We start from the raw sequence: 20,695 nt of genomic DNA, 5'->3' as shown, positions 1-20,695 counted from the left end.
TTGATTGTAATAATCCTAACACGAAAGACTGGCCGGATTTTCCCGGCTGGCGTTGACAAAACAACGAAATAACCGATTACTGGATTTTTTCCACTTTTGCAAATCCGTAGAGTTAATGCCGTAGTTACTGAACAACGTAAATGTATCGTCCAGATATTCGTCAACCTGAGCGATCAGCTTATTATCCTCAGCGTACTTAATTTTATAATTAAGGGCGAATGTGGCAATGTGCTCGATCAGTTCATTTAACTGGAGATTGACAGCCGATGTCGGGTCGTTGACCCAGCCATGGTTGCTCTCTTCCAGGTTTGCAAGGCAGTCATGATACAGCGTTTCGCAGAGAAAGCGTAGTTGTGCGATATCATGTCTTTTTGGCGAGTATTCGTCCATAACGCATCCCCTTTTGAGTGGTTTAAACGACGACTAACAAACACCGTTGTGGGATGAACACGACTAACTGACCTGACACTAACTGAGTAATCCTGCTGATTTAACTATAATCCACTCTCCAACAGATTTCATCGTGCTATTACGAAAAATTACAATTATCAGAGAGAAATTATCTTAAAAATAGACGAATTAAATTCTCCGGCCCGGGCGCGCAGCCTGAAAAATAGAGATGTCTTATCAATCATTGGCTTAAGGCAGGCAGTCGTCGCGTTCAGAAACCGCCGGCCGTGATGATGATATTAGGATTATTCCTGGTAAATGAGCGTAAGAAGATCCTAAGGGCTAAACAGCGTGATAGATATAGCCGGGAACACATCAATATATATTAAATGCAGCGCGAAAAATAAACAATGGCAATATGTGCCCTGTGGGTAATGATCAAAAAAAGGGCCGCGGTAGCGGCCCTTTGTTCATCAGTGCAGATTAATGATGCTCAACCTGATGGCTGTGCTCAATATCTTCCGATTTCTTACTAAAGCGGCGTCGCACCACCACAAAGAACACCGGCACGAAGAAGATTGCCAGGATCGTCGCGGTCACCATCCCGCCCATTACGCCTGTACCTACGGCGTTCTGCGCACCGGAGCCCGCTCCGGAGCTGATAACCAGCGGCATAACCCCAAGGATAAACGCCAGGGAGGTCATCAGGATCGGACGCAGACGCATACGTACCGCTTCAAGCGTCGCCTCAATCAGCCCTTTGCCCTCTTTCTCCATCAGGTCTTTGGCGAATTCAACGATCAGTATCGCGTTCTTCGCCGACAGGCCGATGGTGGTCAACAGGCCAACCTGGAAGTAAACGTCATTGGTTAAACCGCGGAAGGTGGCGGCTAACAGCGCGCCGACCACACCCAACGGTACGACCAGCATGACCGAGAACGGAATCGACCAGCTCTCATACAGCGCTGCCAGACACAGGAAGACGACAATCAGCGAGATGGCATACAGGGCAGGGGCCTGGTTACCGGACAGCCGCTCCTGATAAGACATCCCGGTCCAGTCGTAGCCAATACCCGACGGCAGTTTACCCGCCAGCTCTTCCATCAGGCTCATCGCCTCACCGGTACTCTTGCCTGGCGCTGCCTGGCCAAGAATTTCCATTGATGGCAGACCGTTGTAGCGTTCCAGACGCGGCGAACCGTATTCCCAACGCGAGGTGGAGAAGGCGGAGAACGGCACCATCTGGCCATCACTGCCGCGAACATACCACTTGCCGATGTCTTCCGGCAGCATACGGTATTTCGCTTCGGACATGATGTACACTTTCTTCACGCGGCCGCGGTCGATAAAGTCGTTGACATAGCTTCCGCCCCAGGCGGCGCCCAGCGTGGTGTTAATGTCGCTGATGGAGACGCCCAGCGCCTGGGCTTTTTCCTGATCGATATCGACTTTGAACTGCGGTGTATCTTCCAGACCGTTAGGACGCACGCCGGTCAGCACGTCAGGATGCTGCGCCACCATGCCAAACAGCTGGTTACGTGCCTGGGTCAGTTTTTCGTGTCCCAGGCCGCCCTGGTCAATCAGCTGGAAGTCAAAGCCGGTCGCGGTACCCAGTTCAACGATAGCCGGCAGGTTAAAGGCGAAGACCATCGCGTCTTTAATCTGCGAGAAATAGCCCATCGCCCGACCGGTGATCGCTTCAACTTTGTTTTCGTCGCCTGGACGCTGACTCCAGTCTTTCAGCGAGACGAACGCGATACCGGTGTTCTGGCCGCGGCCGGCGAAGCCGAAGCCGTTAACCGCAAACACGGATTCCACGTTGTCCTTCTCTTTGGTGAGATAGTAATTTGTCATCTCATCCAGCACTTTCTGCGTGCGCTCCTGGGTGGCGCCGGCAGGCAGCTGGGCCATACTCAGGAACACCCCCTGGTCTTCGTCCGGCAGGAACGAGCTCGGCAGACGAACGAACAGCCACGCCATACCCACCACGATGATCAGATACAGCACCAGATAACGACCGGTGCTGCGCAGAATGTTGCCTACGCTGTCGGTGTAATGGTGCGTGCTCTTATCGAACATGCGGTTAAACCAGCCGAAGAAACCCGTGGTCGCGCCATGGCTGCCTTTCTGAATAGGCTTCAGCATCGTGGCGCACAGCGCCGGCGTCAGGATCAGCGCGACCAGTACCGATAGCGCCATCGCGGAAACGATGGTGATGGAGAACTGGCGATAGATGGCCCCGGTTGAGCCGCCGAAGAACGCCATCGGGATAAATACCGCCGACAGCACCATGGCGATACCTACCAGCGCGCCCTGAATCTGCCCCATCGATTTACGCGTCGCTTCTTTCGGCGGCAGGCCTTCTTCGGCCATGACGCGCTCGACGTTCTCGACCACCACGATGGCGTCATCCACCAGCAGGCCGATGGCGAGCACCATCCCGAACATCGTCAGGGTGTTTATCGAGAAGCCAAACGCCGCCAGCACCGCGAAGGTCCCTAACAGGACCACCGGCACCGCGATGGTCGGGATCAGGGTGGCGCGGAAGTTCTGCAGGAACAGATACATCACCAGGAAGACCAGGATGATCGCTTCCACCAGCGTTTTAACCACTTCGTGAATAGAGATTTTCACGAACGGGGTGGTGTCATACGGGTAAACGATTTTCATCCCCGACGGGAAAAACGGCTCCATCTTCGCCAGTTCAGCGCGGATCGCGTTGGCGGTATCCAGCGCGTTCGCGCCGGTAGCCAGTTTAATACCCAGACCGGACGCAGGCTGGCCGTTATACTTCGCCACCACGTCATAGCTTTCGCCACCCAGTTCAATTTTGGCGACATCACGCAGACGAACCTGGGAACCATCCTGGTTCACCTTCAGCAGAATGTTGCCAAACTCTTCCGTATTGGTCAGACGCGTCTGTGCGACGATGGAGGCGTTGAGCTGCTGGCCTTTCACCGGCGGCGTACCGCCTAACTGACCAGCGGCTACCTGGGCGTTCTGCGCTTTCAGCGCGCTGATCACGTCCACCGGCGTGAGCTGGAAGTTATTCAGTTTATTCGGATCCATCCAGATACGCATCGCGTACTGGGAACCGAACAGCTGAACGTCGCCGACGCCGCTGGTACGGCTGATCGGGTCCTTCATGTTGGCCGCCACGTAGTCCGAAATGTCGTCCTGGTTCATGGTGCCGTTGGTGTTAATGACGCCGACAACCATCAGGAAGCTGCTGGACGCTTTCTCAACGCTGATCCCTTGCTGCTGTACTTCTTGCGGCAGCAGAGGGGTGGCCAGGGCCAGCTTGTTCTGAACCTGAACCTGGGCGATGTCCGGATCGGTACCGGATTCGAAGGTCAGGGTGATGGTCGCCGTACCGGTGGAGTCGCCATTCGAGGACATGTACATCAGGTGATCGATACCGTTCATATTCTGTTCGATAACCTGAGTCACGGTGTTCTGCACGGTTTCGGCGTCAGCACCGGGGTACATGGCGGTAATGGAAATTGCTGGCGGCGCAATCGTCGGATATTGCGCCACCGGCAATTTGAGGATCGATAATCCCCCAGCCAGCATGATGATGATGGCGATCACCCATGCAAATATGGGGCGATCGATAAAGAAATTAGGCATGTCTTAACGGCTCCTGTTTAAGTTAAGACTTGGTTTGTTCTGATGGCGCGTTGCCTGCGGCTTGCTGTTTATCATCAGAAGCTACTTCCTGCGCTTTTACCTGCACGCCTGGTTTGATTTTTTGCAGGCCGGTGACGATAACGCGATCGCCGGATTTCAGACCGTCAGTGACCAGCCATTTATCGCCAATCGCTTGAGAAGCAGTGACCTGGCGGACTTCGACCTTATCGCCTTCACCCACTACCATGACGCTGGCGTCACCGCGCGGCGTACGGGTCACGCCCTGTTGCGGCACCAGCAGGGCGTCAGGGTTAACCCCTTCTTCCAGACGCGCGCGGACAAACATCCCCGGTAACAGGGTGTGATCCGGGTTGGGGAAAATGGCGCGCAGCGTGATAGAGCCGGTGGTCTGGTCGACGGTCACATCCGAGAACTCCAGGGTGCCGGACTGCGGATACTTAAGACCGTCGTTAGTCACCAGCTCCACTTTCGCTTTACCGTTTTCCTGTTTCAGACGGCCATCGGCCAGCTCCTGTTTCAGGCGCAGGAAATCATTGCTCGACTGGGTGACGTCAACATAGATCGGATCCAGCTGCTGAACGGTTGCCAGAGCGGTTGACTGACCATTCTGCACCAGCGCCCCTTCGGTCACCGCGGATTTACCAATGCGGCCGCTGATCGGCGAGGTGACTTTGGTGTAGGCCAGATTGATGCGCGCGGTTTCCACGGCCGCTTTCGCCGCGACCACGGCCGCATTGCTCTGCTGCGCCGTTGCGACGGCGGTATCGTAGTCTTGTTGACTGATATACTTAGTGCCTAACAGTTTCTGATAACGCTTGACCGTCAGTTGATCCATGTTTGCCGCCGCCTGGGCTTTTGCCAGGTCGCCTTTGGCGCTGTCATAGCTGGCCTGATAGGTGGCTGGATCGATCTGATACAGGGAGACGCCGGCCTGGATATCGCTACCTTCGACGAAGTTACGTTTCAAAATAATGCCACTGACCTGAGGGCGGACTTCCGCAATGCGATAGGCGCTGGTGCGGCCTGGCAGTTCGGTGGTCATTTGTAGAGGTGCGGATTTGAGCGTCACAATACCGACTTCCGGCATGTGCTGGGCTCCCTGTTGAGCCGGTTTATCGTCACATCCTGTTAGCGCTAAGCTGCCTGAGAGCATCAGAACGACCGCCAGAGGCGTTAACCCTCTGTTTTTGTTCATATGTAAACCTCGAGTGTCCAATTTCAAAATGTTCAGTGGCTCAAACAACCACAAACCCACTACAGTCTTTCTATTATGGTCGTGCTATGGTACATACATTCACAAATGTATGTAAACGTAACCTCTGTAAAGTCATTAACCTATGGCACGAAAAACCAAACAACAGGCACGTGAAACCCGGCAACTGATTCTGGATGTTGCTCTGCGTCTGTTTTCGCAGCAAGGCGTATCATCTACCTCGTTGGCAACAATTGCAAAAGCTGCGGGTGTAACGAGGGGGGCTATCTACTGGCATTTCAAGAATAAATCAGATTTATTCAACGAAATTTGGGAGCTGTCAGACGCCAGTATTAGCGATCTCGAAATTGAGTATCGGGCAAAATTCCCTAACGATCCACTCTCAGTTATCAGGGAGATATTAGTCTATGTTCTTGAAGCGACGGTGACAGAGGAGCGCCGTCGGTTGATGATGGAGATTATCTTCCATAAGTGCGAATTCGTCGGTGAAATGACCGTGGTGCAGCAGGCCCAGCGGCAGTTATCCCTGGCGAGCTACGAGCGCATTGAGCAGACCTTGAAAGAGTGCATCGCCGCGAAGCTGTTGCCCGCCAATTTACTCACCCGGCGAGCGGCGATTTTAATGCGCAGCTATCTTTCCGGCCTGATGGAGAACTGGCTGTTTGCCCCCGACTCGTTCGACCTGCATGCGGAAGCGCGCGACTATGTTGCCATCCTGCTGGAGATGTATCAGTTCTGCCCCACGCTGCGCGGCCCGGAGAACCTGTCAGCGTAAACGTCGCGCGCGGGGGGACGTGAATTTTTAGCGCCGTCCGCCGCTATTCGCCAGCGATGAGAAGTGCTATTCTTCGCGCTTGCGACGACCCCCGGTATTCTCCGGCATTTGCATTCATTCATATTAACTATGCTGCACACGATCTCCAGGCAACGCGCCACGTTCATCTTTATCATTATACTGCTCTGTTTTATTGGCCTTTTCAGTCCAGTTCAGTGCCGCGCCGCGGACCTCCCTGACCGGGCGGAGGTGCAGAGTCAGCTCAATACATTAAACAAGCAAAAAGAACTGACTCCGCAGGATAAACTGGTCCAGCAGGATTTGACCCAGACCCTGGAAACGCTGGATAAAATCGATCGCATCAAGAGCGAGACGACGCAGCTCCGCCAGCAGGTCGAGCAAGCCCCGGCGAAGCTGCGCCAGGCGGTGGACAGCCTTAACAATCTGAGCGATGTCCCGAACGACGACGCGACGCGCAAAACGCTGAGCACGCTCTCCCTGCGTCAGCTGGAATCACGCGTCACCCAAACGCTGGACGATCTGCAGAATGCGCAAAACGATCTGGCGACCTACAACAGCCAGTTGGTTTCCCTGCAAACGCAGCCGGAACGCGTGCAAAATGCGATGTACAAAGCCTCCCAGCAGCTGCAGCAGATCCGCAATCGTCTGAATGGCACCTCGGTGGGGGATGAGACTCTGCGTCCGACCCAGCAGGTGCTGCTGCAGGCCCAGCAGGCGTTGCTTAACGCGCAGATCGAGCAGCAGCGCAAGAGCCTCGAAGGCAATACGGTGCTGCAGGATACCCTGCAGAAGCAGCGTGACTACGTCACCGCCTGGAGCAACCGGCTGGAGCATCAGCTGCAGCTGCTACAGGAGGCGGTGAACAGCAAGCGGCTGACGCTGACTGAGAAAACCGCCCAGGAGGCGGTCACGCCCGACGAAACGGCGCGTATTCAGGCCAACCCGCTGGTCAAGCAGGAGCTGGATATCAACCACCAGCTGAGCGAGAAGCTGATTCAGGCGACGGAGAACGGCAACCAGCTGGTGCAGCGCAATATTCAGGTGAAGAACTGGCTCGACCGCGCCCTGCAGTCTGAGCGGGATATTAAAGAGCAAATTTCCGTGCTCAAGGGCAGCCTGCTGCTGTCGCGCATTCTCTACCAGCAGCAGCAGACGCTGCCGTCGGCGGATGAGCTGCAGGATATGACCAATCGCATTGCCGATCTGCGGCTCGAACAGTTCGAGGTGAATCAGAAACGCGACGCGCTGTTCCAGAGCGATGCCTATGTCGCTAAGCTGGAAGAGGGGCACAGCGCTGAAGTAAACGATGAAGTGCACGCCGCGCTGCTGGAAGTGATCGACATGCGCCGGGAGCTGCTCGACCAGTTCAATAAACAGCTGGGGAATCAGCTGATGATGGCCATCAACCTGCAGATCAACCAGCAGCAGCTGATGAGCGTCTCGAGCAGCCTGAAAGAAATTCTGACCCAGCAAATTTTCTGGGTGAACAGCAATAAACCGATGGACTGGGAGTGGATTAAGGCCTTCCCGGAAGCGCTGAAAGGTCAGTTTAAGGCGATGAAAATCACCGTGAACTGGGAAAAAGCGTGGCCAGCGGTGTTTGTCGCTTTTCTTGCCGGATTACCGCTGCTGCTGATTGCCGGCCTGATCCGCTGGCGTTTGCAGTGGCTCAAGGATTATCAGGCAAAGCTTGCCTCCCAGGTAGGCCAGCTGCGGAATGATACCCAACTGCATACGCCGAAGGCGATCCTTATCGACCTGATCCGCGCCTTACCGGTGGTGCTGGTGATTCTGGCGATTGGCCTGATCTTACTCACCATGCAGCTCAATATCAGTGCTCTACTGTGGGCATACAGTAAAAAGCTGGCGATGTTCTGGCTGGTGTTTGGCCTGTGCTGGAAAGTGCTGGAAAAGAACGGCGTTGCGGTCAGCCACTTTAATATGCCGGCGCAATTGACCAGCCATTGGCGGCGGCAGATTGTTCGCGTCAGCCTGGCGCTGCTGCCGCTGAATTTCTGGTCGGTGATTTCCGAGCTGTCGCCGCTGAACCTGATGGACGACGTGCTGGGGCAGCTGGTGATTTTCTTCAACTTACTGCTGATAGCGGTGCTGGTCTGGCCGATGTGCCGGGAAAGCTGGCGCGATAAAGAGTCGCACAGCCTGCGCCTGCTGACGATCACAGTGCTGTCTATCGTTCCGGTGGCCCTGATGGTGCTAACGGCGACCGGCTACTTCTACACCACGCTGCGCCTGGCGGGACGCTGGATCGAGACCGTCTATCTGGTCATGATCTGGAACCTGCTGTACCAGACTGTGCTGCGCGGCCTGAGCGTGGCGGCGCGGCGCATCGCCTGGCGCCGGGCGCTGGCGCGCCGTCAGCATCTGGTGAAGGAAGGCGCGGAAGGCGCCGAGCCGCAGGAGGAGCCGACTATCGCCCTCGAGCAGGTCAACCAGCAGACGTTACGCATCACCATGCTGGTGATGATCGCGCTGTTCGCGGTCATGTTCTGGGCGATTTGGTCGGATTTGATCACCGTTTTCGCCTATCTCGACAGCATTACCCTCTGGCATTACAACGGCACCGAGGCAGGGGCCAGCGTGGTGCGCAGCGTCACGATGGGCAGCCTGCTGTTTGCCATTGTGGCGTCGATGGTTGCCTGGGCGCTGATCCGCAACCTGCCGGGGCTGCTGGAGGTGCTGGTCCTGTCGCGGCTCAACATGCGCCAGGGGACTTCCTACGCCATTACCACCATTCTTAACTATGCGATTATCGCCATCGGGGCGATGACGGTATTCGGGTCGCTGGGCGTCTCATGGGATAAACTGCAGTGGCTGGCGGCCGCGCTGTCGGTTGGTTTAGGTTTTGGTCTGCAGGAGATCTTCGGTAACTTCGTCTCCGGCCTGATTATTCTGTTCGAACGTCCGGTGCGCATTGGGGATACGGTGACTATCGGCACCTTCTCCGGTACGGTAAGCAAAATCCGTATTCGCGCCACCACCATCACCGACTTCGATCGCAAAGAGGTGATCATCCCGAACAAGGCGTTCGTTACCGAGCGCTTGATCAACTGGTCGCTCTCCGACACCGTGACCCGCGTGGTGATCCGCCTCGGCGTCGCCTACGGTTCCGATCTGGATAAGGTGAAGGAGGTGCTGCTGAAGGTCGCGCACGATCATCCGAAAGTGATGCAGGAGCCAGCGCCAGCGGTCTTCTTCACCACCTTCGGGGCCAGTACCCTGGATCATGAACTGCGTCTGTATGTCCGTGAACTGCGCGATCGCAGCTACACGGTGGATGAGCTCAACCGCGCCATCGACCGTCTGTGCCGGGAGAATGACATCAACATTGCCTTTAACCAGTTGGAAGTCCATCTGCGAAATGAAAAGGGCGACGAGGTCACGGAAGTGAAGCGGGACGGAAAGGGTGACGATTTAGCGCCCTCCGTCGCGTCTTAACTGAAAAGGGGCGGCGCAAAGCCGCCCCTGCTGCATCAGGGCGTCAGCGCGGCGAGCTCTTCGTCGCTAAGCCCGGTGAGTTCCCGCACGATTTGACGTTCGAGGCCGCGCGCCAGCATTCTGGCGGCGATGCTGCGAGTGGCTTCCTGTTCGCCCTCCTGCTGCCCCTGTTTACGGCCTTTCTCTTCCAGCCATTCGGCAATGGTCATCATCAGCTCCTTATGTCTGGGCGACTGCGCCGCCAGCGCGCGGATCAGCGCCCCCGGATGTTCCGTGGTACCCGCCTGCAACATATAGCGCAGCAGCGTATTTAACTGCGCTTCTGTCAGATAGCCTTGCGTCATCAGCGCAATCAGCGGCACCTGCAGCTCGGCCAGATCGCGATGGCGGATATGCTTTTGCAACAGCTCCAGCATGGCCATACGCCGATGACGGACGATCTGATTATCTGGCATAACGGTGAGGTCCACCAGCGGAAAATCACCGCTATAGAGCGCCTTCGCCAGCGCCGGTTCGGCGAATAGCTGTTGCCATTTGCGGGGCCAGGGCCAGGGGCTGACCTTGCCGTGATAAAACAGAATTGGCACCACCAGCGGCAGCGTGTCGTGGCCAGCGTCCAGATGACGCTGCATGGCGGCCAGCGCGTAGCGCAGCAGGCGAAACGCCATCAGCTTGTCCGGGGTACTCTGGTGCTCAATCAGCGCGTAAACATAGCCCGGTCCGTGGCGGGTGCGCAGTGAGTAAAGGATATCGGAATAGCTGGCGCGCAGGTCCTCTTCAACAAAGCTACCGGAGACCAGCTGCAGTGAATCCAGCTCGCAAATTGCCAGAAACGGCGCGGGCAGATACAGCTGCAGGAAATCCTTCGCCACCGCCTGATGCATCAGCATCTGGCGAAAAACCGCATCGTGCGGGGTTTGACTGACCTTTTCCATCAATATTGCCTCCATCGGCGTCATGCGCAGAGGAGCACTCTGCCAGCACTTCGTCGTGGGCAACATCTTACTTCTGCGGCGTTTGCGAGGCGCTTTCCGCGTTTTTTAACTTGTTTGCATAATCCCGCCTGACAATTTCCAGCGCGTCCAGCACGGTTTGCGCCGGGATCTGATGCGACTCCAGCAACATGATTAAATCGACGGCCAGTTTGACCTCATCGGGGGCTTTTTCCAGCGACATCGGACTCTCCTGTTAGCGCGTCAGCCGCGCCAGTACGTTTTCAATCTTGTCCAGCGCCTGTCGACAGCGCGCCAGCCGTCCGCTGTAGACCTCGACTTCGCTGGCCAGCCGCTGCTGCTCGTCAAGGCTGGTAACCTGCGTCAGCTGGCGCTGGCGTTGGTCGCGCATCGCCAGCAGGCGGCGCTCATACTCCTGATGCTGCAGGCGACGGCGCTGCCAGCGGCTCAGCGTTGGCGAGGCATGGTCCCAACTGCGCAGCGACCAGGTGGCGGTTTCGCGACGCAGCGCGGCGATTTGCGCCGCCAGCCGCTCGGCGATCCAGGCTACCTGCGGCAGCTGCTGGCGCTCGACGGCCTGGCGGAGCTGGCTGAAGTTGTGTTGGGCTTCCGCCAGATAGGCCTGCATCAGCGTGCTGCGGGTGTGGAAGAGCTGGCGGTCAAAGCGCGGGCTGAGGGTCGCGTGCTCCGCCAGCGGCGCCACCAGCGCGGCCAGCTCACTGAGCTGATTGTTCAGCGTTTGTAAAAGTTGAGCTGTTTTCACCCACCCCCTCCATTTTCCATCAGCCAACTGTGCTACAGTAGCCGTATCTGTTTGATAACGATTCGCATTATGCCACCTGTTATTTTAACCATTATCGGCTGGCTGGCGGTAGCGCTGGGTACGCTGGGCGTTTTCTTACCGTTGCTGCCGACGACGCCGTTTATTCTGCTCGCCGCCTGGTGCTTTGCCCGCTCATCGCCGCGCTTTCACCAGTGGCTGCTGTATCGCTCATGGTTCGGCGGCTATCTTCGCCACTGGCAGCAGTACCGCGCCATGCCCCGCGGCGCCAAACCGCGCGCCATTGCCATGATCGTAGCGACTTTTGCTATTTCGCTGTGGCTGGTTAAGCTTACGTGGGTGCGCATTATGCTGTTGGTCATTTTGGCCTGTCTGCTGATCTTTATGTGGCGCATTCCGGTGGTTGACGCAAAGCAACAAAAGCACTGATGCGCAATAAAGCCTGTTGCAATTGTTGCTGACAGCCAGTAAATTCTGGCGTTTTCGAGCGCGGGTAAGCCTGGTCAAAGGTTAAACAAATGTTTCTTTGGCCCCTTTTGCACGCCCGTGGGTAACACCGTTTCAATCAGGCATACACTTATGACCGCAACTGCACAGCAGCTTGAATATCTGAAGAACAGCATCCAGAGTATCGAGGATTATCCAAAACCTGGCATTCTTTTCCGCGATGTCACCAGTTTACTGGAAGACCCGAAAGCTTACGCGCTCAGCATTGAACTGCTGACCGAGCGCTACAAAGACGCGGGAATTACCAAAGTGGTAGGGACTGAGGCGCGTGGCTTCCTTTTCGGCGCACCGGTTGCGCTGGCGCTGGGCGTGGGCTTTGTTCCGGTACGCAAGCCGCGTAAGTTGCCGCGTGAAACCATCGCTGAGAGCTATGAGCTGGAGTACGGCACCGATCAGCTGGAGATCCACGTTGACGCCATCAAACCGGGCGACAAAGTGCTGGTGGTGGACGATCTGCTGGCGACCGGCGGAACCATCGACGCGACGGTCAAACTGATCCGCCGTCTCGGCGGCGAAGTACAGGATGCCGCTTTCATTATCAATCTCTTCGATCTGGGCGGCGAACAGCGCCTGGAGAAGCTGGGGGTCCACTGCTACAGTCTGGTGCCGTTCCCGGGCCACTAAGCAAATCCCTCCACATGGCCTCGCCGATCGGGCGGGGCTGTGATAGCATGACCCCTTCGTGATTTCACCTTCCAGCGTTTCAGAGCCAGCCCATGAGTTATCAGGTCTTAGCCCGTAAATGGCGCCCACAAACCTTTGCTGACGTCGTCGGCCAGGAACATGTGCTGACCGCACTGGCGAACGGCTTGTCGTTAGGGCGCATTCATCACGCTTATCTCTTTTCCGGTACCCGCGGGGTCGGTAAGACATCCATCGCCCGCCTGCTGGCGAAAGGGTTAAACTGTGAAACCGGCATCACCGCCACCCCCTGCGGCGTGTGTGATAACTGCCGGGAAATAGAACAGGGGCGCTTTGTCGATCTGATTGAGATTGACGCCGCCTCGCGAACCAAAGTCGAAGATACTCGCGACCTGCTGGATAACGTCCAGTACGCGCCGGCCCGCGGCCGCTTTAAGGTCTATCTCATCGACGAAGTCCATATGCTGTCGCGCCACAGCTTCAACGCGTTATTAAAGACGCTGGAGGAGCCGCCGGCGCACGTCAAATTCCTGCTGGCGACGACGGATCCGCAGAAGCTGCCGGTGACGATCTTATCCCGCTGCCTGCAGTTCCACCTGAAGGCGCTGGACGTTGAACAGATCCGCCATCAGCTGGAGCATATTCTTGGCGAAGAGCAGATTGCCTTCGAGCCCCGCGCGCTGCAGCTTCTGTCGCGCGCCGCCGACGGCAGTCTGCGTGATGCCTTAAGTCTGACCGATCAGGCTATTGCCAGTGGAGAAGGGCAACTGACGGCGGCGTCGGTGAGCGCCATGCTCGGCACCCTCGATGACGATCAGGCGCTGTCGCTGATTGAAGCCCTGGTCGCCGCCGATGGCGAGCGGGTCATGGCGGGCGTCAATGACGCCGCCGCGCGCGGCGTTGAATGGGAGGCGCTGCTGGTGGAGATGCAGAGCCTGCTGCACCGCATCGCCATGGTTCAGCTGTCCCCTTCGGCGCTGGGCGCCGACATGGCCGCGGTCGAAGTGCGAATGCGCGAACTGGCGCGCACCGTACCGCCGGGCGACGTTCAGCTCTACTACCAAACGCTGCTGATTGGCCGCAAAGAGCTGCCCTATGCCCCGGACCGGCGGATGGGCGTCGAAATGACGCTGCTGCGCGCCCTGGCGTTTCATCCGCGTAAGCCGCTGCCCGAGCCGGAGGTGCAGCCGGCACAGGCCGCCGCGCCCGCGCCGCGCCAGCCGGTTTCCCCCGCAGCGCCGCCGCCGCAGCCGTCGCAGAGTTTGCCGCCGACCACCAGCCAGGTGCTGGCGGCCCGCAGCCACCTGCAGCGCAGCCAGGGAGCAACCACCCCAAAAAAGAGTGAACCGGCAGCCGCTTCCCGCGCGCGGCCGGTGAATAACGCTGCGCTGGAGCGACTGAGTTCGATTACCGAGCGCGTCCAGGCTCGTCCGGCCGCGGCGGCGCTGGAGCAGGCCCCGGCGAAGAAAGAGGCCTATCGCTGGAAGGCGACGACGGTGGTTGAAGAGACCAAAGTCGAAGTCGCCACGCCTAAAGCGCTGAAAAAAGCGCTGGAGCATGAAAAAACGCCGGAGCTGGCGGCTAAGCTTGCCGTTGAAGCGGTCGAGCGCGACAGCTGGGCGGCGGAAGTGAGCCAGCTGGCGGTACCGAAGCTGGTCGAGCAGGTGGCGCTCAACGCGTGGAAAGAGCAGGAGGGCAATCGCGTCTGTCTGCATCTGCGCCCCAGTCAGCGCCACCTCAATTCCGCCGGCGCGCGGCAAAAGCTGGCTGAAGCGCTGGGGGTGTTGTACGGTACGCCGGTTGAATTGACCATCGTGGAAGACGATAATCCCGCGATGCGCACGCCGCTGGAGTGGCGGCAGGCTATTTATGAAGAGAAGCTCGCGCAGGCGCGCGACGCGATTATTGCGGATAATAACATTCAGACCCTGCGTCGTTTCTTCGACGCCGATCTGGATGAAGAGAGTATCCGCCCCATTTGACTGCAAGTTTGACTTGCAGTCAGTACCTTTAATGATGACTGACTGAGAGAGAAGCCTATGTTTGGTGGAAAAGGCGGCCTGGGTAACCTGATGAAGCAGGCCCAGCAGATGCAAGACAAAATGCAGAAGATGCAGGAAGAGATCGCTCAGCTGGAAGTGACCGGCGAGTCCGGCGCGGGTCTGGTGAAAGTGACCATCAACGGCGCGCACAACTGCCGCCGCGTGGAGATCGACCCAAGCCTGCTGGAAGATGACAAAGAGATGCTGGAAGATCTGGTGGCTGCCGCGTTCAACGACGCCGCGCGCCGTATCGAAGAGACCCAGAAAGAGAAGATGGCTTCCGTCTCTGCCGGTATGCAGCTGCCGCCAGGCTTCAAGATGCCGTTCTGATGCAAACCAGCCCGCTGTTAACTCAGCTTATGGAAGCGCTGCGCTGTCTGCCGGGCGTCGGCCCGAAGTCCGCGCAGCGCATGGCGTTTACCCTGCTGCAGCGCGATCGCAGCGGCGGGATGCGTCTGGCGCAGGCGCTGACGCGCGCGATGTCGGAGATCGGCCACTGCGCCGATTGCCGCACCTTCACCGAGCAGGAGGTGTGCAATATCTGCGGCAACCCGCGTCGCCAGGAAAACGGCCAAATCTGCGTGGTGGAGAGTCCGGCGGACATCTACGCCATTGAGCAGACCGGGCAGTATTCCGGCCGCTACTTCGTGCTGATGGGGCACCTGTCGCCGCTCGACGGCATCGGGCCTGACGACATCGGGCTCGATCGCCTGGAACAACGGCTGGAGGCGGAGTCGATCACCGAGGTGATCCTTGCCACCAACCCGACCGTTGAGGGCGAGGCGACGGCCAACTACATCGCAGAGCTGTGCGCGCAGTATGGCGTCGACGCCAGCCGAATCGCCCACGGCGTGCCGGTGGGCGGCGAGCTGGAGATGGTCGACGGCACCACGCTGTCCCACTCGCTGGCCGGTCGCCACAAGATTACTTTCTGAACAAATGGAGGCGGCCATCGCCGCCTCCGCTTGAAAAATTTCCCCGCTGTCCCCATCTCCCACTCAACGGTTTTTTACCCATTTAAAATGGCATTGTTGAGGTTGAATCAGATGAAAGGACAAGAAACTCGTGGTTTTCAGTCAGAAGTAAAACAGCTTCTGCACCTGATGATCCATTCCCTCTATTCCAACAAAGAAATCTTTCTGCGTGAGCTGATTTCCAACGCCTCTGATGCGGCCGATAAGCTGCGTTTCCGCGCGCTGTCGCAGCCGGATTTGTATGAGGGAGACGGCGAGCTGCGCGTGCGGGTTTCGTTTGATAAAGACAACCGTACCCTGACCATCGCCGATAACGGTATCGGCATGAACCGGGAAGAGGTTATCGATCATCTCGGCACCATCGCCAAATCCGGCACCAAAGCGTTCCTGGAATCCATGGGTTCCGACCAGGCAAAAGATAGCCAGCTGATTGGCCAGTTCGGCGTCGGCTTCTATTCGGCCTTCATCGTGGCGGATAAAGTGACCGTGCGCACCCGTGCGGCAGGCGATAAACCTGAAAACGGCGTGTTCTGGGAATCCGCCGGCGAAGGGGAATATACCGTGGCCGACATCACCAAAGCCGATCGCGGGACCGAAATCACCCTGCATCTGCGCGAAGGTGAGGACGATTTCCTCAACGACTGGCGCGTGCGCTCCATCATCAGCAAGTATTCCGACCACATCGCGCTGCCGGTTGAGATTGAAAAACAGGAAGAGAAAGACGGCGAAACCGTTATCAGCTGGGAAAAAATCAACAAGGCGCAGGCCCTGTGGACCCGCAGCAAGTCTGAAGTTAACGACGACGAGTACAAAGAGTTCTATAAGCACATTGCCCATGACTACAGCGACCCGCTGACCTGGAGCCACAATCGCGTGGAAGGTAAGCAGGAGTACACCAGCCTGCTGTATATCCCGTCGCAGGCGCCGTGGGATATGTGGAACCGCGATCATAAACACGGCCTGAAGCTGTACGTCCAGCGTGTGTTCATTATGGACGACGCCGAGCAGTTTATGCCGAACTACCTGCGCTTCGTACGCGGCCTGATAGACTCCAACGATCTGCCGCTGAACGTCTCCCGTGAAATCCTGCAGGACAGCAGCGTGACCCGTAACCTGCGCACCGCGCTGACCAAACGCGCGCTGCAGATGCTGGATAAGCTGGCGAAAGACGACGCCGAAAAATATCAGACCTTCTGGAAACAGTTCGGCCTGGTGCTGAAAGAGGGCCCGGCGGAAGATCCGAGCAACCAGGAGGCGATCGCCAAACTGCTGCGCTTCGCGACCACCCATACCGATTCCTCCGCGCAGACCGTGTCGCTGGAAGAGTACGTCTCGCGTATGAAAGACGGTCAGGAGAAGATCTACTACATCACTGCCGACAGCTATGCGGCGGCGAAAAGCAGCCCACACCTCGAACTGCTGCGTAAGAAAGGGATCGAAGTGCTGCTGCTCTCCGATCGCATCGACGAGTGGATGATGAGCTACCTGACCGAATTCGACGGCAAAGCGTTCCAGTCTGTCGCTAAAGCCGACGAGTCGCTGGACAAACTGGCGGACGAAGTGGACGAGTCCACCAAAGAAGCCGAAAAAGCGCTGGAGCCGTTCGTTGAGCGTGTGAAAAACCTGCTTGGCGACCGGGTCAAAGAGGTGCGTCTGACCCATCGTCTGACCGATACCCCGGCGATTGTCACCACCGATGCCGACGAGATGAGCACCCAGATGGCGAAGCTGTTCGCGGCTGCGGGCCAGGCGGCGCCGGAAGTGAAATACATCTTCGAACTGAACCCGGCGCATCAGCTGGTGAAACGCGCAGCCGATACCCAGGATGACGCGCAATTCGGCGAATGGGTGGAACTGCTGCTGGATCAGGCGCTGCTGGCCGAGCGCGGCACGCTGGAAGATCCGAACCAGTTTATCCGCCGTATGAACCAGCTGCTGGCTTCCTGACGCGAACCTGAACGAGTAGCCCGGCCGAGCGACGCGACGCCGGGAACGGGATAAATGCCCCGTCTGAGCGATTTGCTCCGGCGGGGCATTTCACATTGGATGGCATAAAATATCTCACCATTAACCGTTTCAGCCGCACCGCCTTCCTTGAGCCATCGCCGTTCTGGTGGTATGGTTTAGCGTTTTTGAAAAATTGAATCGACTTTTGAGGGGATTTTCGTAATGCGTATTATTCTGCTTGGCGCTCCGGGCGCGGGTAAAGGAACTCAGGCTCAGTTCATCATGGAGAAATACGGTATTCCGCAAATCTCCACCGGCGATATGCTGCGCGCTGCGGTAAAATCCGGCTCCGAGCTCGGTAAGCAGGCGAAAGACATCATGGACGCCGGCAAGCTGGTGACCGATGAGCTGGTTATCGCGCTGGTCAAAGAGCGTATCGCCCAGGAAGATTGCCGTAACGGCTTCCTGCTGGACGGCTTCCCGCGCACTATTCCGCAGGCTGACGCCATGAAAGAAGCGGGCATTACCGTTGATTACGTGCTGGAATTCGATGTGCCGGACGAACTGATCGTCGACCGCATCGTTGGCCGTCGCGTTCACGCGGCATCCGGTCGCGTATACCACATCAAATTTAATCCGCCGAAGGTGGAAGGCAAAGACGACGTGACCGGCGAAGAGCTGACCACCCGTAAAGACGACCAGGAAGAGACCGTGCGTAAGCGTCTGGTGGAATATCATCAGATGACGGCGCCGCTGATCGGCTACTACACCAAAGAAGCGCAGGCGGGCAACACCAAATACGCCAAAGTCGACGGCACCAAAGCGGTGGCTGACGTGCGCGCCGAACTGGAAAAAATCCTCGGCTGATAAAGCCTTTTCTCATCCTGCTGCGGCAGGATGAGAACTTCTCTCATTCCTACCTTTTGCTATGATTGGTTCCGTTTAGCGCCATTTCAGCTACAATTGGCTGCGATTCAAATGGTTAAGAGGCGGTAATGCATCAGACGAAAACAGGTATCTTGCTGGCCAATTTAGGCACTCCCGATGCGCCCACCCCCGGTGCGGTGAAGCGCTATCTGCGACAATTCCTCAGCGACAAACGGGTGGTGGATACGTCTCGTCTGCTATGGTGGCCGCTGCTGCGCGGCGTCATACTGCCGATTCGCTCTCCCCGCGTGGCTAAACTCTATCAGTCCGTCTGGATGGAAGAGGGGTCGCCGCTGATGGTATACAGCCGTCGTCAGCAGCAGGCGCTGGCCGCCAGACTGCCGGATACCCCGGTGGCGCTGGGCATGAGCTATGGATCGCCGTCGCTGGCCAGCGCGGTGGATGATTTACTGGCGCAGGGGGTGGGGCACATCGTAGTGCTGCCGCTGTATCCGCAATATTCCTGCTCGACGGTGGCTGCCGTCTGGGATGAGCTGGCGCGGATCCTCGCGAAGAAACGCGCCATTCCCGGTATCTCGTTTATTCGCGATTACGCCGGGCACCCGGACTATATCCATGCCCTGGCGGCCAGCGTGCGCGCCTCGTTTGCCGTTCATGGGGAACCGGATCTGCTGCTGCTCTCCTATCATGGGATCCCGCAGCGCTATGCCAATCAAGGGGATGATTATCCTCAGCGCTGTCGCGATACCACGCGGGAACTGGTCTCCGCGCTGGGGCTCCCGCCGGAGCGGGTGATGATGACCTTCCAGTCGCGCTTTGGTCGGGAACCCTGGCTGACGCCGTACACCGATGAGACGCTGAAGATGCTCGGCGAGAAAGGGACGAAGCATATTCAGGTGCTGTGCCCGGGGTTTGCCGCCGACTGTCTCGAAACGCTGGAAGAGATCGCCGTCCAGAACCGGGAAATATTCCTCGAAGCGGGCGGAAAGCAATATGAATACATTCCGGCGCTTAACGCGGACGCCGCGCATATTGAGATGATGGTCAACCTGACGGCGCCTTATCGCTGATCGCGCGCAGGGCGGGGAATATGCTACTATTTCCCGCTTGTTCCCTGTTATTTAAGCGCCACTATGAAATTTCCCGGTAAACGCAAATCCAAACACTATTTTCCCGTTAACGCCCGCGACCCGCTGCTGCAGCAAATTCAGCCGGAGAATGAATCCAGCGTCTCCTGGGTGGTGGGTATCGACCAGACGCTGGTGGATATCGAAGCGAAAGTGGATGAGGCGTTTATCGTGCGCTACGGCCTGAGCGCGGGCCACTCGCTGGTGATTGAAGATGACGTCGCCGAGGCGCTGTACCAGGAGCTGGTGCGCAATAATCTTATTACCCATCAGTTTGCCGGCGGCACGATCGGCAATACCATGCACAACTACTCGGTGCTGGCGGACGATCGCTCGGTGCTGCTTGGCGTCATGTGCAGCAATATCGAAATCGGCGGCTATGCCTATCGCTACCTGTGCAATACCTCCAGCCGTACCGATCTGAACTATCTGCAGGGCGTCGACGGCGCCATTGGCCGTTGCTTCACCCTGATCAGCGACAGCGGCGAGCGCACCTTCGCCATCAGCCCGGGACATATGAACAAGCTGCGCCCGGAAAGCATTCCGGAAGCGGTGATCGCCGGCGCCTCGGCGCTGGTGCTGACCTCCTACCTGGTACGCTGCAAGCCGGGCGAGCCGATGCCGGACGCGACGATGAAAGCCATCGAGTATGCCAAAAAGCATGATGTGCCGGTGGTGTTAACTCTTGGAACCAAATACGTGATTGCCGATAACCCGGCGTGGTGGCAGCAGTTCCTGCAGGAGCATGTCTCGATTCTGGCGATGAATGAAGAGGAAGGGGAAGCGCTGACCGGCTTTGCCGATCCGCTGTCGGCGGCGGATAAAGCGCTGGACTGGGTCGACCTGGTGCTGTGCACCGCCGGACCGGCGGGGCTGTATATGGCGGGCTTCACTGAAGAAGAGGCGAAGCGTAAGACCCAGCATCCGCTGCTGCCGGGGGCGATCCCGGAATTTAACCAGTTCGAATTCAGTCGCGCGATGCGTCACCAGGACTGCGTCAATCCGCTGCGGATTTATTCGCATATTGCGCCGTATATGGGCGGCCCGGAGAAGATCATGAACACCAACGGCGCAGGGGACGGCGCGCTGGCGGCGCTGCTGCATGACATCACCGCCAATAACTACCATCGCAATAACGTCCCCAACTCCAGCAAACACAAATGCAAATGGCTGACCTACTCCTCGCTGGCGCAGGTGTGTAAATATGCCAACCGCGTGAGCTATCAGGTGCTGAACCAGCACTCGCCGCGCTTAACCCGCGGCCTGCCGGAACGTGAGGACAGCCTGGAAGAGGCGTACTGGGATCGGTAAGCGAGTCCCTCTCCCGA

Annotated in this window: 17 protein-coding genes and 1 other annotated feature; of the genes, 11 read left to right on the top strand and 6 right to left on the bottom strand. The window is 57.7% G+C overall.

Annotated features, from left to right (window positions below; genetic code table 11):
• Positions 1-15: 15 nt before the first annotated feature.
• The 3 genes from tomB to acrA form a co-directional block, all read right to left on the bottom strand.
• On the bottom strand, positions 16-390 hold the full coding sequence (gene tomB, locus ACOI6Z_RS11365) for an Hha toxicity modulator TomB (protein ID WP_065812394.1): 375 nt from the start codon (positions 388-390) through the stop codon (positions 16-18).
• A gap of 483 nt (positions 391-873) precedes the next feature.
• The gene (gene acrB, locus ACOI6Z_RS11360) at positions 874-4,020 is read right to left on the bottom strand and encodes a multidrug efflux RND transporter permease subunit AcrB (protein ID WP_023288644.1); all 3,147 of its coding nucleotides are present in this window, start codon (positions 4,018-4,020) and stop codon (positions 874-876) included.
• A 22-nt stretch (positions 4,021-4,042) separates the two neighbouring features.
• Positions 4,043-5,236 carry a multidrug efflux RND transporter periplasmic adaptor subunit AcrA gene (gene acrA, locus ACOI6Z_RS11355; protein ID WP_023288645.1) on the bottom strand — a complete coding sequence of 398 codons (1,194 nt, stop codon included), beginning with the start codon at positions 5,234-5,236 and terminating at the stop codon, positions 4,043-4,045.
• A gap of 142 nt (positions 5,237-5,378) precedes the next feature.
• On the opposite strand from acrA, the gene acrR reads away from it, so the two are divergent.
• Both acrR and mscK read left to right on the top strand, forming a co-directional pair.
• Positions 5,379-6,029, top strand: coding sequence for a multidrug efflux transporter transcriptional repressor AcrR (gene acrR / locus ACOI6Z_RS11350; RefSeq protein WP_023288646.1), 651 nt, complete (start codon positions 5,379-5,381; stop codon positions 6,027-6,029).
• A gap of 129 nt (positions 6,030-6,158) precedes the next feature.
• Complete coding sequence (gene mscK, locus ACOI6Z_RS11345) at positions 6,159-9,506, top strand: mechanosensitive channel MscK (RefSeq protein WP_049014628.1); 3,348 nt, start codon at positions 6,159-6,161, stop codon at positions 9,504-9,506.
• A gap of 35 nt (positions 9,507-9,541) precedes the next feature.
• On the opposite strand, the gene ACOI6Z_RS11340 is transcribed toward mscK, so the two are convergent.
• From ACOI6Z_RS11340 to priC, 3 genes are all read right to left on the bottom strand, one after another.
• Entirely contained in the window at positions 9,542-10,441 is a 900-nt protein-coding gene (locus ACOI6Z_RS11340) for an Rpn family recombination-promoting nuclease/putative transposase (RefSeq protein ID WP_065812396.1), read from the bottom strand.
• A 67-nt stretch (positions 10,442-10,508) separates the two neighbouring features.
• Positions 10,509-10,682: a pleiotropic regulatory protein RsmS gene (gene rsmS / locus ACOI6Z_RS11335; RefSeq protein ID WP_044521303.1), complete on the bottom strand. Its 174-nt coding sequence runs from the start codon at positions 10,680-10,682 to the stop codon at positions 10,509-10,511.
• A 12-nt stretch (positions 10,683-10,694) separates the two neighbouring features.
• Entirely contained in the window at positions 10,695-11,222 is a 528-nt protein-coding gene (gene priC, locus ACOI6Z_RS11330) for a primosomal replication protein N'' (protein WP_065812397.1), read from the bottom strand.
• 69 nt (positions 11,223-11,291) lie between these two features.
• Between priC and ACOI6Z_RS11325 the strand changes: the two genes are divergently transcribed.
• From ACOI6Z_RS11325 to ACOI6Z_RS11285, 9 genes are all read left to right on the top strand, one after another.
• Complete coding sequence (locus ACOI6Z_RS11325) at positions 11,292-11,669, top strand: DUF454 family protein (protein ID WP_004204740.1); 378 nt, start codon at positions 11,292-11,294, stop codon at positions 11,667-11,669.
• Positions 11,670-11,819: 150 nt separating this feature from the next.
• On the top strand, positions 11,820-12,371 hold the full coding sequence (gene apt, locus ACOI6Z_RS11320) for an adenine phosphoribosyltransferase (RefSeq protein ID WP_023288650.1): 552 nt from the start codon (positions 11,820-11,822) through the stop codon (positions 12,369-12,371).
• 92 nt (positions 12,372-12,463) lie between these two features.
• Entirely contained in the window at positions 12,464-14,371 is a 1,908-nt protein-coding gene (gene dnaX / locus ACOI6Z_RS11315) for a DNA polymerase III subunit gamma/tau (RefSeq protein WP_420687314.1), read from the top strand.
• Positions 13,704-13,768: a sequence feature (DnaX frameshifting element), on the top strand. It overlaps the preceding gene by 65 nt.
• A 57-nt stretch (positions 14,372-14,428) precedes the next feature.
• A complete protein-coding gene (locus ACOI6Z_RS11310) occupies positions 14,429-14,761 on the top strand; it encodes a YbaB/EbfC family nucleoid-associated protein (RefSeq protein ID WP_008805448.1) in 333 nt (110 codons plus the stop codon).
• Positions 14,761-15,366, top strand: a complete 606-nt coding sequence (gene recR / locus ACOI6Z_RS11305) for a recombination mediator RecR (protein WP_049014632.1) — start codon at positions 14,761-14,763, stop codon at positions 15,364-15,366. The genes ACOI6Z_RS11310 and recR overlap by 1 nt, the downstream gene beginning before the upstream one ends.
• A 111-nt stretch (positions 15,367-15,477) precedes the next feature.
• The gene (htpG, locus tag ACOI6Z_RS11300; RefSeq protein ID WP_023288652.1) at positions 15,478-17,352 is read left to right on the top strand and encodes a molecular chaperone HtpG; all 1,875 of its coding nucleotides are present in this window, start codon (positions 15,478-15,480) and stop codon (positions 17,350-17,352) included.
• Between the two features lie 222 nt (positions 17,353-17,574).
• Positions 17,575-18,219 (top strand): adenylate kinase, encoded by a 645-nt coding sequence (gene adk / locus ACOI6Z_RS11295; RefSeq protein WP_002892184.1) that lies wholly within the window; start codon positions 17,575-17,577, stop codon positions 18,217-18,219.
• 128 nt (positions 18,220-18,347) lie between these two features.
• Positions 18,348-19,310, top strand: coding sequence for a ferrochelatase (gene hemH, locus ACOI6Z_RS11290; protein WP_023288653.1), 963 nt, complete (start codon positions 18,348-18,350; stop codon positions 19,308-19,310).
• Positions 19,311-19,373: 63 nt separating this feature from the next.
• The gene (locus ACOI6Z_RS11285; RefSeq protein WP_032454205.1) at positions 19,374-20,678 is read left to right on the top strand and encodes an inosine/guanosine kinase; all 1,305 of its coding nucleotides are present in this window, start codon (positions 19,374-19,376) and stop codon (positions 20,676-20,678) included.
• Positions 20,679-20,695: the final 17 nt, after the last annotated feature.

It is taken from the genome of Klebsiella sp. C239 (assembly GCF_048822715.1).
GTDB classification, from domain to species: Bacteria; Pseudomonadota; Gammaproteobacteria; order Enterobacterales; family Enterobacteriaceae; genus Klebsiella; species Klebsiella quasipneumoniae.
Note: the sequence above shows the minus strand (reverse complement) of the source record. Positions and strands in the feature narration are given on the sequence as shown.

Excerpts from the sequence above, each read along its gene's own strand:
- ACOI6Z_RS11340 (WP_065812396.1), bottom strand. The coding sequence starts at position 10,441 with ATGGAAAAGGTCAGTCAAACCCCGCACGATGCGGTTTTTCGCCAGATG.
- rsmS (WP_044521303.1), bottom strand. The coding sequence starts at position 10,682 with ATGTCGCTGGAAAAAGCCCCCGATGAGGTCAAACTGGCCGTCGATTTA.
- ACOI6Z_RS11310 (WP_008805448.1), top strand. The coding sequence starts at position 14,429 with ATGTTTGGTGGAAAAGGCGGCCTGGGTAACCTGATGAAGCAGGCCCAG.
- ACOI6Z_RS11285 (WP_032454205.1), top strand. The coding sequence starts at position 19,374 with ATGAAATTTCCCGGTAAACGCAAATCCAAACACTATTTTCCCGTTAAC.
- tomB (WP_065812394.1), bottom strand. The coding sequence starts at position 390 with ATGGACGAATACTCGCCAAAAAGACATGATATCGCACAACTACGCTTT.
- adk (WP_002892184.1), top strand. The coding sequence starts at position 17,575 with ATGCGTATTATTCTGCTTGGCGCTCCGGGCGCGGGTAAAGGAACTCAG.
- recR (WP_049014632.1), top strand. The coding sequence starts at position 14,761 with ATGCAAACCAGCCCGCTGTTAACTCAGCTTATGGAAGCGCTGCGCTGT.
- dnaX (WP_420687314.1), top strand. The coding sequence starts at position 12,464 with ATGAGTTATCAGGTCTTAGCCCGTAAATGGCGCCCACAAACCTTTGCT.
- acrB (WP_023288644.1), bottom strand. The coding sequence starts at position 4,020 with ATGCCTAATTTCTTTATCGATCGCCCCATATTTGCATGGGTGATCGCC.
- hemH (WP_023288653.1), top strand. The coding sequence starts at position 18,348 with ATGCATCAGACGAAAACAGGTATCTTGCTGGCCAATTTAGGCACTCCC.
- ACOI6Z_RS11325 (WP_004204740.1), top strand. The coding sequence starts at position 11,292 with ATGCCACCTGTTATTTTAACCATTATCGGCTGGCTGGCGGTAGCGCTG.
- htpG (WP_023288652.1), top strand. The coding sequence starts at position 15,478 with ATGAAAGGACAAGAAACTCGTGGTTTTCAGTCAGAAGTAAAACAGCTT.
- acrR (WP_023288646.1), top strand. The coding sequence starts at position 5,379 with ATGGCACGAAAAACCAAACAACAGGCACGTGAAACCCGGCAACTGATT.
- apt (WP_023288650.1), top strand. The coding sequence starts at position 11,820 with ATGACCGCAACTGCACAGCAGCTTGAATATCTGAAGAACAGCATCCAG.
- acrA (WP_023288645.1), bottom strand. The coding sequence starts at position 5,236 with ATGAACAAAAACAGAGGGTTAACGCCTCTGGCGGTCGTTCTGATGCTC.
- mscK (WP_049014628.1), top strand. The coding sequence starts at position 6,159 with ATGCTGCACACGATCTCCAGGCAACGCGCCACGTTCATCTTTATCATT.